Annotated in this window: 10 protein-coding genes; 4 read left to right on the forward strand and 6 right to left on the reverse strand. The window is 37.3% G+C overall.

The window, feature by feature from the left end; translation table 11 throughout:
* Nucleotides 1–18: 18 nt before the first annotated feature.
* A complete protein-coding gene (locus ACTJJF_RS04475) occupies nt 19–1,071 on the reverse strand; it encodes an acyltransferase family protein (RefSeq protein WP_440698819.1) in 1,053 nt (350 codons plus the stop codon).
* Nucleotides 1,046–1,981 carry a bifunctional riboflavin kinase/FAD synthetase gene (locus tag ACTJJF_RS04480; protein WP_440698820.1) on the reverse strand — a complete coding sequence of 312 codons (936 nt, stop codon included), beginning with the start codon at nt 1,979–1,981 and terminating at the stop codon, nt 1,046–1,048. Before ACTJJF_RS04480 ends, ACTJJF_RS04475 begins: the two co-directional genes overlap by 26 nt.
* Before the next feature lie 288 nt (nt 1,982–2,269).
* Between ACTJJF_RS04480 and atpD the strand changes: the two genes are divergently transcribed.
* The 3 genes from atpD to ACTJJF_RS04495 all read left to right on the forward strand — a co-directional run bounded on the left by atpD (nt 2,270) and on the right by ACTJJF_RS04495 (nt 5,047).
* Nucleotides 2,270–3,778, forward strand: coding sequence for a F0F1 ATP synthase subunit beta (atpD, locus tag ACTJJF_RS04485; protein ID WP_065397992.1), 1,509 nt, complete (start codon nt 2,270–2,272; stop codon nt 3,776–3,778).
* 88 nt (nt 3,779–3,866) lie between these two features.
* Nucleotides 3,867–4,148: a FoF1 ATP synthase subunit delta/epsilon gene (locus tag ACTJJF_RS04490; RefSeq protein WP_065399649.1), complete on the forward strand. Its 282-nt coding sequence runs from the start codon at nt 3,867–3,869 to the stop codon at nt 4,146–4,148.
* An 80-nt stretch (nt 4,149–4,228) separates the two neighbouring features.
* Nucleotides 4,229–5,047, forward strand: a complete 819-nt coding sequence (locus ACTJJF_RS04495; protein WP_440698821.1) for a hypothetical protein — start codon at nt 4,229–4,231, stop codon at nt 5,045–5,047.
* A 258-nt stretch (nt 5,048–5,305) separates the two neighbouring features.
* On the opposite strand, the gene ACTJJF_RS04500 is transcribed toward ACTJJF_RS04495, so the two are convergent.
* From ACTJJF_RS04500 to ACTJJF_RS04515, 4 genes are all read right to left on the reverse strand, one after another.
* Nucleotides 5,306–7,501, reverse strand: a complete 2,196-nt coding sequence (locus ACTJJF_RS04500) for a B12-binding domain-containing radical SAM protein (protein WP_440698822.1) — start codon at nt 7,499–7,501, stop codon at nt 5,306–5,308.
* Nucleotides 7,502–7,709: 208 nt separating this feature from the next.
* Complete coding sequence (locus tag ACTJJF_RS04505; RefSeq protein ID WP_440698823.1) at nt 7,710–8,588, reverse strand: DMT family transporter; 879 nt, start codon at nt 8,586–8,588, stop codon at nt 7,710–7,712.
* A 79-nt stretch (nt 8,589–8,667) separates the two neighbouring features.
* Nucleotides 8,668–9,939, reverse strand: a complete 1,272-nt coding sequence (locus tag ACTJJF_RS04510; RefSeq protein ID WP_174715432.1) for an aminotransferase class I/II-fold pyridoxal phosphate-dependent enzyme — start codon at nt 9,937–9,939, stop codon at nt 8,668–8,670.
* Between the two features lie 84 nt (nt 9,940–10,023).
* Nucleotides 10,024–11,061 (reverse strand): PLP-dependent cysteine synthase family protein, encoded by a 1,038-nt coding sequence (locus tag ACTJJF_RS04515; protein ID WP_312305904.1) that lies wholly within the window; start codon nt 11,059–11,061, stop codon nt 10,024–10,026.
* A 222-nt stretch (nt 11,062–11,283) separates the two neighbouring features.
* Here ACTJJF_RS04515 and ACTJJF_RS04520 point away from each other — a divergent pair, with 222 nt between their 5' ends.
* Complete coding sequence (locus tag ACTJJF_RS04520; protein ID WP_440698824.1) at nt 11,284–14,769, forward strand: glycosyltransferase family 117 protein; 3,486 nt, start codon at nt 11,284–11,286, stop codon at nt 14,767–14,769.
* Nucleotides 14,770–14,782 lie beyond the last annotated feature (13 nt).

A 14,782-nucleotide genomic window follows, 5' to 3' on the forward strand; every position in this document is an offset into this window, starting at 1 on the left:
ACTGAAAAGGGCTATTCATTATGCATGAATAGCCCTTCTTTTAGAAACGAGATCTTTATGTTTTAAAGCTTTTTTCTCAATCAGATGCCATGAAATATACCCCATGATAAATGATAATATCGTAGAAAATATCATTAACGGAATGGAGTCCAGTTTGAAGAAATACATCAGAGCCTGCTGTATTGGAAAAGAATAAATATAAATTCCATAAGAAATGTCTCCTATAACATCTCCTAACTTATTGATATATAGCGTAGATTTACTACCAATAAGAATGACCAGTACAGGAAGAGTAAGATAGCAGGTATATCTGAATACCTGTAAATATAGGCTGGCAACAAGAACAATAAATGCAAGGGTAATAAGGGTATTGACCATTTTTTTATTGTCGGTTTTAAGATAAGTTAATAGCATTCCCGCTGTAAAAAAACACATCAGATTATAAAAACTTCCGCTTCCTAATCCCACTCTCACAAACAATCCGTAAAGAAAATCGGGATTAAAAACACTTAAAGTATAGCTTGAGACAAATAGTAATGCAACAATAATTTTTACGAAAGATTTTGTGCGTATAAAAAATAAGAGAGAAACCATTACATACATGCTAAACTCATAGCATATTGTCCACAAGCTCCCATTGATACTGCTTTTATAAGGATTATTTTCAAAAACACCATCAATTCCTTTCTGACGGAAGAACAAAGTTAAATTTTGTGGAATATAAGTATATACAGAAGTGTTTTTCCAATAAGGAACAGTGCTTTCATAGACGAAAGGCGCTAAAAGGACAGTAAGAATCAATACAACAATCAATGCAGGGTAAAGCCTCAAAAGTCTTTTCCAGTAATAATCAGTAAGATCTTTACATCGCATCAGACTGTTTAAAATCAGATATCCGGAAATAATAAAAAATCCATGGACACCAACATATGAAAACCCCATCTGGCCATTGGTGAGACGGGATAATACATCACCTTCAGCAGCCCCCGATAAGCCGTAAGAGTGGGAAATTATTACAAAACTTGCAAAAATAAATCTGAGAAAATCAAAGTTGTTGATCCTTGAATTCATAAGCCTGGGTGTGTTTTTTATCCAGGTCCAGTCTTTCGATAAGCTTTTCTAGGCTTTCAAATTTAATTTCATCATGAAGGAAATCTCTGAACCTGACGGTTATTTTTTCATCGTAAATATCATCATTAAAATCCAGAATATACACTTCCACAGTTAGCTTTTCTCCATTTACCGTAGGGTTGGTCCCTATGCTCAGCATTCCTTTGTACTGCTGGCCCTTTACCAATACTTCCACAATATAAGCACCTTTTTTAGGTAAAAGCTTAATCGGTTCCGTATCAATATTGGCGGTAGGGTATCCTATGGTTCTTCCGATTTTCTTTCCGTGAACCACCGTGCCAGATACTGAGTAGGGATACCCCAGCATTTCGTTGGCATCTTTAATGTTCCCGGTTAGGAGGGCATTGCGAACTTTAGTTGAACTGATATTATTTTCATGGATATTGATAGCCTCCATTTGTTCTACTTCAAAGTCCAGTTCTTTGGACAACTTTTGAAGAAGTTCAAAATTTCCGCTTTTATTTTTTCCGAAAGAGTGATCGTATCCTATAATAAGATACTTTACGTTAAGTTTTTCAATTAAAATCTGCCGCACAAACTCTTCTCCGGTAAGATTTCTGAATTCTTCATCAAATTCTTTAAGGAAAAGATTATCAATACCATATTTTTGGATTAATTGCTTCTTTTCTTCAATAGTATTCAGAAGTTTCAGGTCTTCATTAGGGTTAAAAACAAACCTTGGATGTGGCCAGAAAGTAAGAATTGCAGTCTCCAGATTATTTTCTGTACCTACATTAATCAACTCATCAATAATACTTTTATGCCCGAGATGCACTCCGTCAAACATACCTAAAGACAGTGCTAGAGGCTTTTGAGAGGAATAATCTGTAAAATTCTTGAAAACTTTCAAAACGGAAAAATTTTGATTGCAAATATAAAGCCTTTATTTTGATTCTGACGATTGATACATCAGTGAATTTGAAAATTCAAAAATGAAAAAATCTGAAAAAATATCAGGGTAAATAATAAAATATAGCCTTAAAACGCATAAATGTTATAAAAACTGTATTTGATTCTGTTCTATATTCCCTAAATCCTAATGCCTGCTGTCTTTACAAAAAGCATGATAAAAATCTTTTTTTTACCAATTGCGGGTTTATGAAGAATCACTATATTTGCACCAAGAAAAAATTTAGCAATGGCAAACCAAATTAAAGGTAAAATTTCTCAAATTATTGGTCCGGTAATCGACGTTGTCTTCACAGATGTGGAAGCAGTTCCTGCAATCTATGACGCGTTAGAAATTACAAAAGAAAACGGTGAAAAAGTAGTTTTAGAGGTAGAACAACATATTGGCGAAGATACAGTAAGATGTATTGCAATGGACGCTACTGACGGTCTTAAGAGAGGTCAAGATGTAATCGGATACGGAAATCCTATTACTATGCCAATCGGTGAGGCAGTAAACGGAAGACTATTCAACGTTGTTGGTGATGCTATCGACGGACTTCAAGATATTTCTAAGGATGGTGGTCTTCCAATTCACAGACCAGCTCCAAAATTTGATCAATTATCAACTTCAGCAGAAGTTTTATTTACAGGTATTAAAGTAATCGACCTGGTTGAGCCTTACGCAAAAGGAGGTAAAATCGGTTTGTTCGGTGGTGCCGGTGTAGGTAAAACAGTATTGATCCAGGAGTTGATTAACAATATTGCAAAAGGACACGGAGGTCTTTCTGTATTCGCCGGAGTAGGTGAAAGAACGAGAGAAGGAAATGACCTTTTGAGAGAGATGCTTGAATCAGGAATTATCAAGTATGGTGATGATTTCATGCACTCTATGGAAAACGGAGGTTGGGATCTTTCTAAAGTAGATTTAGAAGCTATGAAAGATTCTAAAGCTGCATTCGTTTTCGGACAGATGAACGAGCCGCCAGGTGCAAGAGCGAGAGTAGCCCTTTCCGGTCTTACATTAGCTGAGTACTACAGAGACGGTGGAGAAAGCGGACAAGGTAGAGACGTACTTTTCTTCGTAGACAACATCTTCCGTTTTACACAGGCTGGTTCTGAGGTATCTGCACTTCTTGGTCGTATGCCATCTGCGGTAGGTTACCAACCGACTCTTGCTTCTGAAATGGGAGCGATGCAGGAAAGAATTACTTCAACTAAAAACGGTTCAATTACTTCAGTACAGGCGGTATACGTACCTGCGGATGACTTAACTGACCCGGCTCCTGCAACTACGTTTGCTCACCTTGATGCAACTACGGTACTTGACAGAAAGATTGCTTCATTAGGTATCTATCCAGCGGTAGATCCACTAGCTTCTACTTCAAGAATCCTTGCTCCGGAAGTTATCGGTCACGATCACTACAACTGTGCTCAAAGAGTAAAAGAAATCCTTCAAAGATATAAAGCACTTCAGGATATCATCGCAATCCTTGGTATGGAAGAACTTTCTGAAGAAGATAAAGCTGTGGTTTACCGTGCAAGAAAAGTTCAGAGATTCTTATCTCAGCCTTTCCACGTAGCAGAGCAGTTTACAGGTATCCCAGGATCATTGGTAGACATCAAAGATACTATCAAAGGATTCAACATGATTATGGATGGTGAATTAGATCACTTACCAGAAGCAGCTTTCAACCTGAAAGGAACCATCGAAGAAGCTATCGAAGCTGGACAAAAAATGTTAGCTGAAAACGCTTAATAATTAGACATAAAGATAACAGATACCAGACATGAGACTTTAAGGTTGTCTGAAATCTGAAATCTGAAATCTTCAAATCTAAATTAAAATGAATATAAAAATATTAACACCAGAATATGTAGTTTTTGAAGGAGAAGTAAACTCTGTATTATTGCCTGGAAAAAATGGTGAATTCCACATCATGAAAAACCACGCAGGAATTGTTTCTTCTTTAGTTGGTGGGAAAGTAAAGCTGTTTACAAACTCTGTAGATGAAGCTTATGCTAAAAACCTAACCAAAGAAAACGATAAAGACTCTGTTTTTTCTTATTCTATTAAAAGCGGTGTTGTAGAATTTAATCATAATAAAGGAATTATCCTTTGTGAATAATTAAATGAAAAGCTAAATATATTTTCAAGAAAGTGTAACTTTGTGTTACACTTTTTTTATTTATGTAAAAGTCTGGTTCTATGAAGAAAAGTATAATCATATTCTTTACAGCGCTGGGAATCTTCCTCCATGCCCAGAACATTAAAACAAAAAGAGGAATCATTAATCTAGATGGAATTCCGGTAGCTAAAATTTCGAATAAATCCAACGAATATACTTTCATGGATTTGAAAGAGACCCCGATGTACACGGTAAAATTTATTGATAAAAGTATTGTAGACTCTGTCAGGGACAGCTATATTCAGATCAATAGAGTATATAACAGGGACAAAACAATCGAAGTGGATTACTCTTCACCTTCTGCATTTTCCGGAGAAGAAAAATCTGCAGTATATACTTCTGTGAAGGATTTTAAGATCATTGATAATAAAGGAATCAATGTAAAAACACTAGATGAGCTGTTCTCAAATGTTCCCAAAAGGAAGCTGGATACTAAAACCAAAGATGCCTATACGATCAGAAAAAAGATTGACAAAATGAATCTTGAAGTGAATAAAGTAGGCGAGATCCTAAGCAATGGAGTTCCCGTAGGCTATTTTACCAATCTTCCGGTAAGTTTTGGTTCGGAAGATACAATAATGGATAAAACACCTATAGATATTGAGATTTATGATGCGAAAAGCAAACTCATCGGACGGTATATTACCACCACCAAACAGTTGAAAACGGCAGGAGGAAAATCTTTTACCATTTATAAGGAAATGTCCGGAAGAGCATCTATTCTCAAGTTTCCCACTTATAAAGCCCTTGCAGAACGTATGGCAATCATGGATCCGAATTTTATTAAAATCCAGGAAAAGGTATCTGTAGGAACTGTATCAAAAGAAACGCCTAATTGATTTATTTATCAAAAGGAATGTTTTTTATCGATAGGAATGGGCTTTAGCCCGTTTATTAAAATATAAGATTTCTATCCATTAGCTTTAGCTAAAACTTATAGAAACTTCGATGGTTTTATTAACCACCCCGTCAAAAATTCTTTGAATTTTCGCCACCCCTCCATAGGAGGGGAATTTTCTGCCGGTTTATAGGAAAAATGATAACTCACAGAAAATATACTCTCTTTTATCAAATCTCTGAGAAAAAAACGAAGAGTTTTATAAACTTAAAATCACTCCATTTTCCTTCAATTGCTGCATGGGTTTTGAGAACCAGAACAGTTCAAAATCTTCAAAATTCTCTTCAAATTGGCTCTTAAGTTGTTGAATAGTAGGTTTTTTCTGGTTTTGTATTGCGTTTTCATCCAAAATTTCCATTAGCCATTTTGCCTTGTCTTCTTCCAGCTCAACCTTCACAATATTGGTTTTTAAGTGGAATGTAAGAAGCGTATACGGACCAGAATATTTCTTTTTATTTTTTATGCGATTCTCAGCGATTACATTTTTGGTTAAAAACACCACTTTTGAATTAAGCTTAAGATTAAATTGACCATCATCCAAAAGACAGTCGTGAATATAGTCCGGATGAATTTTTGTTCTCGGGATTTTAAAATCGAACCATTCCTGAAGAGGCATTTCAAAATTAATCCCATGCATATAATTGAAAAGAGATTTTTTTAATCCGAAACTGAATTTGTTATGATCAATCCCCGTGTTATCTTTAAAATCTACATCGTTGTTGGCAAACCGTATTTCCTGTTTTATCGGGACTACTCCAAAATCTTCAGGACTCATTCCAACAGGTGAATGGGCAGTCATAGCAAACTGATGCCAGAATCCACTTTGAAGGATTCCCATCTCAAACATCTGACGGACCATTTCCAGAGAGTCTACTGTTTCCTGAACGGTTTGGGTAGGGTAGCCATACATCAGATAAGCATGCACCATGATCCCTGCTTCTGTGAAATTTCTTGTTACATTGGCAACCTGTTCAACAGATACTCCTTTATCGATTAGTTTCAGCAATCTGTCGCTGGCAACTTCCAATCCTCCTGAAACGGCAACACATCCTGAAAGTTTCAGAAGATAGCACAGATCCCGGGTAAAGCTTTTTTCAAAACGGATATTCGTCCACCAGGTAACAACTAGATTTCTGCGAAGGATTTCTAAAGCAACTTCCCGCATTAAGGCAGGAGGGGCTGCTTCATCTACAAAATGAAATCCGGTTTCGCCTGTTGTTCGGATCAATTCTTCAATCCTGTCTACCAGAATTTTTGCGGAAATAGGTTCATAGATTTTAATATAGTCTAAAGAAATATCGCAGAAGGTGCATTTTCCCCAGTAGCAACCATGGGCCATTGTCAGTTTATTCCATCGTCCGTCACTCCATAGGCTGTGCATGGGATTAGCGATTTCAATTACAGAAATATATTCGTCCAGTTTCAGATCTGTGTAATCCGGAGTTCCTATTTCAGCCTGTTTATAATCATGTCTTTTGGAATTATTTTTATAAACGACTTTTTGATCTTCAAGTAAAAAAGTTCTTTTGTACTGGGGTTCTCCGGTTTGCCCGGAATGACAAATATTGTCACAGAGAAGCTCAATAGGAAGCTCGCCATCGTCCAGGGTAATAAAATCAAAAAATTCAAATACCCTGTGATCTTTAACTTCCCGAAGTTCAGTATTCGGGAAACCTCCGCCCATAGCAATCTTAATGTGTGGATAATGTTTTTTGATAAACTGGGCAGCTCTGAAACCGGAATATAAATTTCCCGGAAAGGGAACTGAAAAGCAGACGAGTTTAGGCTGTACCTCTTTTATTTTTTCATGGAGAATTTTTAAAGTAAACTCATCGATAAAAGTAGGTTCATCGGACAATTTTGAATATAATTCGTCAAAAGAATTGGCACTTTTCCCAAGACGTTCGGCATACCTGCTGAAACCGAAATCAGCATCAATATTTTCAACAATATAATCTGAAATATCTTCTAAATAAAGGGTGGCAAGATGTTTTGCCTTATCCTGAAGTCCCATATTCCCGAAAGCAAATTCCATATCATCCAATTGGTTGAAACGGGAAGCCTCCGGAAGAAAGTTCATGCTGCAGATCTGTCTGGCCAGAGTAGGGGTTTTTCCCTGTAAAAAAGGAATAACCTGATCAATCGTTTTAAGATATTCTTCCCGCAGTGCAAAAATTCGCTGGGAATTTTCAGATGCATTCTGAAGGTCGGCTTTTTTGCCGAAAACTTTCTCTAATCCACTTTTTGAAAATAATTCCAGAATAACATCAATACCCAGATCTACCTGATAAGCGGAAATATTTTTGGTGTTTAAAAATCCTTTAATATAAGCCGTTGCAGGGTAAGGGGTATTGAGCTGGGTAAAAGGCGGAGTAATAAGAAGCAGGTCTTTCAACAGAAATTTTTTGCAAAGTTATTCTAAAGTTTTTTTAGAAAAAAATTTTTTGTTCTGATTATAAACAGGGATGAAATTTTTTGATCTCATACTATGAAATTATAGATCAATCTTTTATTACCGACAGTCATATTTGTCTGTAAGAAAGTCTCAAAAAGAAAAGAATGCCGGATTACTGAGTCCGGCATTGCTAATTTATAGGAAAATATTATATATGGTTTATTTTCTTTCGGTCTCCGATGACATTCAGAATAACGCCTAAAAGAATCAGGGTAATTCCTATCAGCAGATTGGTGGTAAATTTTTCATGGAAAATCAGTACACTTACCATTACGGCAACTACCGGCTCAAGGGCTCCCAGAATGGCTACCGGTGTAGAACCGATATGCTTGATGGCGTATACCAGACACAAACTGGAAATAACCGTGGTAAGGAAAGCAAAAACAAGAAAATTAAAAAAAATTTCCGTTGAAGGTATAGCAAATGACTCATGAGCTATAATGGATTTCGTCATGAAATACATAGAGGTAAAAAACATCGAGAAAAAAGTAAGCTTAAATCCCGATACCTTAAGATTTGACTTATTCACGATCACCATGTAAAGCGCATAAAAAAGAGAGCTTAACATCACGATTCCAAGGCCTTTAAAATTAATCTCCAGTCCGTTTTCTTTTAAGCACAACACGATAACTCCGGCAAAGGCAAGAAGCAATGAAAATACAGACAGGCGGGTAAGCCTTTCCTTATAAAAGAAAAACATGATCAGCGCTACAATGACGGGGTAAATGAACAGAACTGTAGAAGCAATTCCCGGGGTGAGAAAATCATAGCCGAGGAACAGAAATTCTGAAGAAAGAGCATAGCAGATTCCAAGAATGGCCAATATCAAAGCTTCTTTTTTATTGATCTTAAAGTTTTGTCTGGAATATATCAGATATCCTCCCACCATGATGGCTGAAAGTAAAAACCTGTAAAACAGGGTGATATCCATTGAAAAATGAGCCTGCTTGATCGGCAGGATAAAAATCGGAATCAGTCCATATGAAACAGCCGACAAAACGCCCAATATATAGCCTCTGAGTTTCATTTGTTGTATATAGTTTTTAATAGTTTTTTCAACAAAAAAACCACTGAATGAATCAGTGGTTTTTTTTATTTTTTCAAGATTAAATCGGTTTAAAACTTAATCCCTGTTCCTGCAGTATCAGTTGTTCCTGCTCTTTATAGTAACCACCTACTAATTTATCATGAATTGCTTCAAATGCTGCGAGAGTTTCATTGATCTCAGCATCTGTGTGGGAAGCGGTAGGAATTAATCTTAAAAGAATCATCCCTTTCGGAATTACCGGATATACCACCACCGAAGTAAAGATTCCGTAATTCTCTCTCAGGTCTTTTACCAATAGAGTTGCTTCTACAGGAGTTCCCTGCATCATGACCGGAGTCACACAGGTATTGGTATCACCAATGTTGAATCCTCTGTCTCTTAATCCGTTCTGCAGTTTATAAACATTCTCCCAAAGTTTAGCTTTGATCTCTGGTCTTGTTCTCAATAGCTCCAGTCTTTTCAATCCTCCGATTACCATTGGCATAGTCAGAGATTTTGCGAAGATCTGTGATCTGAGGTTGAATTTCAGGTATCTGATGATTTCTTTGTCACCTGCAAGGAATGCTCCGAAACCGGCCATAGATTTTGCAAATGTGGAGAAATATACATCAATCTGATCCTGGCATCCCTGCTCTTCACCAGCTCCGGCACCTGTTTTACCAAGCGTTCCGAAACCGTGGGCATCGTCTACCAAAAGTCTGAAGTTATATTTTGATTTAAGGTCACAGATTTCTTTCAGTTTTCCCTGCTGTCCTCTCATTCCGAAAACACCTTCCGTAATCACTAGTATACCTCCACCATTTTCTTCAGCTACTTTAGTTGCTCTCTGAAGGTTTTTCTCAAGGCTTGCCATATCATTGTGCTTGTAGGTAAATCTTTTACCTGAATGAAGTCTTACCCCATCCACGATGCAGGCATGAGAATCCATGTCATAAACAATAACGTCGTTTCTGCTTACAAGGGCGTCAATGGTAGAAACCATTCCCTGGTAACCGAAGTTCAATAAGTATGCTGATTCTTTTTGTACGAAGTCTGCCAATTCTCTTTCCAGCTGAAGGTGCTGGTCTGTTTCACCAGACATTGCTCTTGCTCCCATTGGGTAGAACATTCCGTATTCTGCAGCCGCTTGTGCATCTGCTTGTTTTACTTCAGGATGATTACACAATCCTAAATAGTCATTAGCACTCCAGAAAATTACTTCTCTACCCTGGAACTGCATCCTCGGGCCGATGGGTCCCTCTAATCTTGGGAAAATAAAATAGCCTTCACCGTAATCTGCAAATTGTCCAAGAGGTCCTGGATTTTCTTTTATTCTTTCAAAAATATCCAACATTGTATCGTAATTTTTAAGTAAAAAAGCCTTTCTTGTAGAACACGCAAAAGGCTTTATTTATATCGTGATTTTATTTTGTTCTTATTTGATAAACTCCGTTTTGAAAACTTCGTCGTAGTTGTGAACACAGTTGTTGACAAATCCCTGTTCAGCCATCCACTTATCGCTGTACACTTTGGTAATATATCTTGAGCCGTGGTCAGGATAGATTAAAACGATCACATCATTTTCTGTCAGGTCATGAGACTGTGCATATTGTATCAGTCCCTGAGTCACTGCTCCGGTGGTGTAACCTCCCATAATAGCCTCTTTCAAAGCAATTTCACGGGTTCTGTAAGCTGACATTTCATCATTCACCCTTACAAATTCATCTACCTTGTCAAAAAGAAGAGCAGAAGGGATAAGGTTTTTACCCATTCCTTCAATTTGGTAAGGATGTACATCTTCTTTATGGATTTCTCCTGTTTCGTGATAGCTTTTCAGTATCGATCCGTCTGCATCAACCCCGATAATTTTAATATCCGGATTTTTTTCCTTTAAAAACTTCGCTGAACCTGATAAGGTACCTCCGGTTCCCGTACATGCAAAAAGGTGAGTGATCTTACCTTCCGTCTGTTCCCAGATCTCAGGACCTGTGGTTTGATAGTGGGCATCAATATTCAGTTCGTTAAAATATTGATTGATGTAAATAGAATTTGGAGTTTCCTGAGCGATTCTTTTAGCTACCTCATAGTATGATCTTGGATCATCCGCTGCTACATTGGCAGGGCAGATATAAACCGTTGCACCCAATGCTTTCAGATAAGCAATTTTTTCAGGCTTGGTTTTGTCACTTACCGCAAGAATACATTTATATCCTTTGATGATACATACCATCGCAATAGAAAACCCCGTATTTCCGGAAGTAGTTTCTACAACTACAGAATCTTCCTTTAGTAAACCTTTCTTCTCTGCGTTTTCAATAATATGAAGTGCAATTCTATCTTTGGTGGAATGTCCAGGATTATATGATTCTAACTTGGCATATACGGTTGCTGGAATATCTTTTGTAACAGTATTTAGCTTCACCATAGGAGTATGTCCTATCAGGCCAAGAATATTATCGTAAACATTACTCATTATTTGTTATTTTCAATAAAAATCTGACTGCAAAAATACAAAAAAATAAATAATTACTAAACTTTTGTTTGATTTCTAGGCGTGTTTCAGTAAAAATCTATTTTGGTATTTATAGTTTTATCACGACTATGGTCGCAAATACTATTCCAAAATTTTTAAATTTTGTTAAAACCCGCATAAAATAATATAAAAGCCTTATTTTCGCATAATTGATTTAATACTATGAAAAATTGGACTTTTAGGCAATGGAACACCGTTTTAGGATGGGTGATTTTCGTCATTGCGTTTTTCACGTACTTGTCCACCATAGAACCCAATTTCAGTTTTTGGGATTGTGGCGAGTACATTTCTTCTGCAGTAAAACTTGAAGTAACGCACGCTCCCGGAGCGGCTTTATTCCAGATAGTGGGTGCCGTGGCAGCCATTTTTGCATTAGGGAAAGGCGAAAATTACTCCATCGTAATCAATGCGATGTCTGCATTGTTCAGTGCGCTGACGATTTTATTTTTATTCTGGACGATCACGCACTTTGTGAGAAGACTCTTAAACAAAGAATTCGAGGAAATCACCAAACACCAGGAAATTTCTATTTTATTTGCAGGAGCAATAGGCGCACTGTGCTTCACATTCTCAGATACATTCTGGTTTTCTGCAGTAGAAGGAGAGGTGTATTCAATGGCTTCAATGTTTATCGCTCTTTTGGTCTGGTTGATCACAAAATGGGAAAATGAGTACAAAGCAGCAGACAGTGAAAGATGGATTATCCTTATTTTCTTTATTTTAGGACTGTCTGTGGGAGTACACATGATGTGTATGCTGGCAACACCTGCGGTATGTCTGGTATACTATGCAAGAAACTATAAGTTTACCTGGAAAAACTTTATCTGGGCCAATCTTATAACACTGGGAATCCTGATTGTAGTTTTCAAGATTATTTTCCCGTTGATCATGACGATGTTCGGAAGACTGGAGATTTTCTTTGTAAACGGTCTTGGACTTCCTTTCCACTCAGGAACTATTGCAGCATTTATCCTGATGGCTGCGATCTGTTATTTCATCATCAAATTTGCCAGAAAAACAAAAAGAAATCTGTATCAGACCGTTGCTTTATCTGTGGTGTATATGATCATCGGTTTCTCTTGCTGGATGGTGATCCCGATCAGAGCAAATGCTAATCCGCCAATGAACCTTAACGATCCTGATACTGCGATCGGTATGCTGGATTACTACAACAGAGAGCAGTACGGTGACTGGCCAACGATCTACGGGCAGAATTACACCGCTTTCCTTGATGCCAACGGAATTGAAAAGAACGAAGACGGAAGCTTTAAAACAAAAAAGACCGGAGAAATCTACGAGAAAGATGAAAAAACCGGAACTTACAGAAAAACAGGAGACCGTTTCAACTATGTTTTCAACAAATCTCAGATAAGCTTAATGCCAAGAATGTTCAACGAGGACAAAGATGTAATGGCTAATTATATTTCAATGTATGGAGCTCCTGATTTTACCTTCAATTATGCTAATGAAGATGTGGCAGACAACCCACAGGCCAAGCAGATTTTTGACGAATTGAGAACGAAATATGAAGATAAGTCGATCACTGCTTCAGATTACCTGAAAGTGAAACCTTATAACCTGATCAATGTTCAGAAACCTTCATTGCTTCAGAATATGGATTATTTCATTTCTTTCCAGAACGGATATTATTTCGTAAGATACCTGATGTGGAACTTTGTGGGAAGACAGAATGACCTTGAAGGTAATATGGAAAGCACTAAAGGAAACTGGATTTCCGGAATTCCTTTCGTAGATAATGTAATTGTAGGAAACCAGGATAAAATGCCTGCTAAATTTAAAAATGAAAGTACGGTTAAATTCTTCTTCCTTCCGTTAATTTTAGGACTGATCGGATTCTTTTTCCAGTTGAACAGAGATTTCGGAAGATTCTATGCTTTATTATCCTTATTTATTATAACCAGTGTAGGAATTATTTTCTATACAGGAGTAAAACCTTTCGAACCGAGAGAGAGAGATTATGCCATGGTAGGTTCTTTCTATGCTTTTTCTATCTGGATCGGGTTGGGAGCCGGAGCCATTCTGTGGTTCTTACAGTCTAAGGTTAAATCCAACGGTGCCAATATTGCATTAGGAGTTGTTTTATTGGGCGTACCTTTTATGATGGGCTTCCAGAACTATAATGTTCATGACAGGAGTAACCGATATACAGCATATGATTATGCGTATTCCGTGCTAAAATCATTACCGAAAAATGATATCCTATTCGTGTATGGTGATAACGATACTTATCCGGTTTGGGCTATCCAGGAAACGGAAAGATTCAGAGATGATGTGAAAGTAGTGAACTTTACCCTTGCTTCCACGCCCTGGAATCTTGATCAGGTGAAAAGAAGAACGTACAACGCAATGGGAATTCCTAGTCAGTTAACCCACGATGATTACAGAGACGGGGTAAACGACCAGATCTATATGATGAAGAAGGAAGACTGGGAAGGAGTATTCTCTATGCTGAAAGAGCAGGGAGCTCCTGATACTGAATTCCAGTCTTTCAGAAAATATCTTACTCAGGATTCTTTAACATTGAAAGAGGCGATTAATTTCATCAAATTCAAATCTCCTGAAAAAGATGAGTTACTGAAAATGTACTTCGGAGAAGAGAAATATGAGAAATACAATATTCTTCCGGTCAACAAATTCATTCTTCCCGTTAATAAGGAAAATGCATTGAAAGCAGGAATCATCAACCAGGCAGATCTTCCTAACGTAGCCAATCAGATCATGATTACCTATAAAGGAAATACGCTTTATAAAAACAACCTGATTCTGATGGACCTGTTAGCGAACTTCGACTGGAAGCGTCCGATCAACTTCTCATCAGGAGGAATTTATGACAGCGAAAACATTTTCTACCTGAATGACTATCTTCAGTTTGACGGTTTCAGCTACAGGCTGATCCCTATCCAGACGCCTCCTACAGCTGATGGTGATATGGGAAGAGTAGATGCCAACAATCTTTATAATGTAGTGAAAAACTTCAGATGGGGTAACTTTAAAGATCTTAATACTCACTTTGACGAAACGGCTACTTCCAATATCATCAGCTACAGAATGTCAGCAAGCAGAGCTGCGGCAGCCCTTGCATTGAGCGGACAGAAAGCAAAGGCATTGGAAATTCTTGATCTTGCTGCTAAGGAAATTCCTGCTGAAAAGTACAATGATCCACGTTCATTAAGCTCAATTGTATCTGGATATATTATTGCAGGACAGGAGCAGAAAGGTCTTCAACTGGCGGAAGTACTTAAGAAAGGAATCTTTGAAGAATATGATTATTATCAAAGTCTTTCCAAGGCAGACCAAAGCTATCTGAGAAGACAAATGAGAACGAAACCGATGGAGTATTCTCTTATAGTAGCTGCTGTTACCGATGCTTATACAAAGATAGGTCAGAAAGAAAAAGGGTATGCTTATCTGGTAAAATCCATTGAGCCGATTGATAAAAAATTCAATGCTTTTGTAAAAGATCTTCAGCAGATGGGCAAAGAGAAAGCAATGAAAGAATCTGAAGAAGTTCAAAAGATTACGCCATTCTATCAGTATTTATTTGATGTCATGGAACCTTTTGATTCTACTTATTCGAAAGAAAAAGAAGATCAGATTACTTCTGCGATTATCAAAGCAACACAATAAAATATTTTTAAAA

It is taken from the genome of Chryseobacterium sp. 22458, assembly GCF_052044975.1.
In the GTDB taxonomy this organism is placed as follows: domain Bacteria; phylum Bacteroidota; class Bacteroidia; order Flavobacteriales; family Weeksellaceae; genus Chryseobacterium.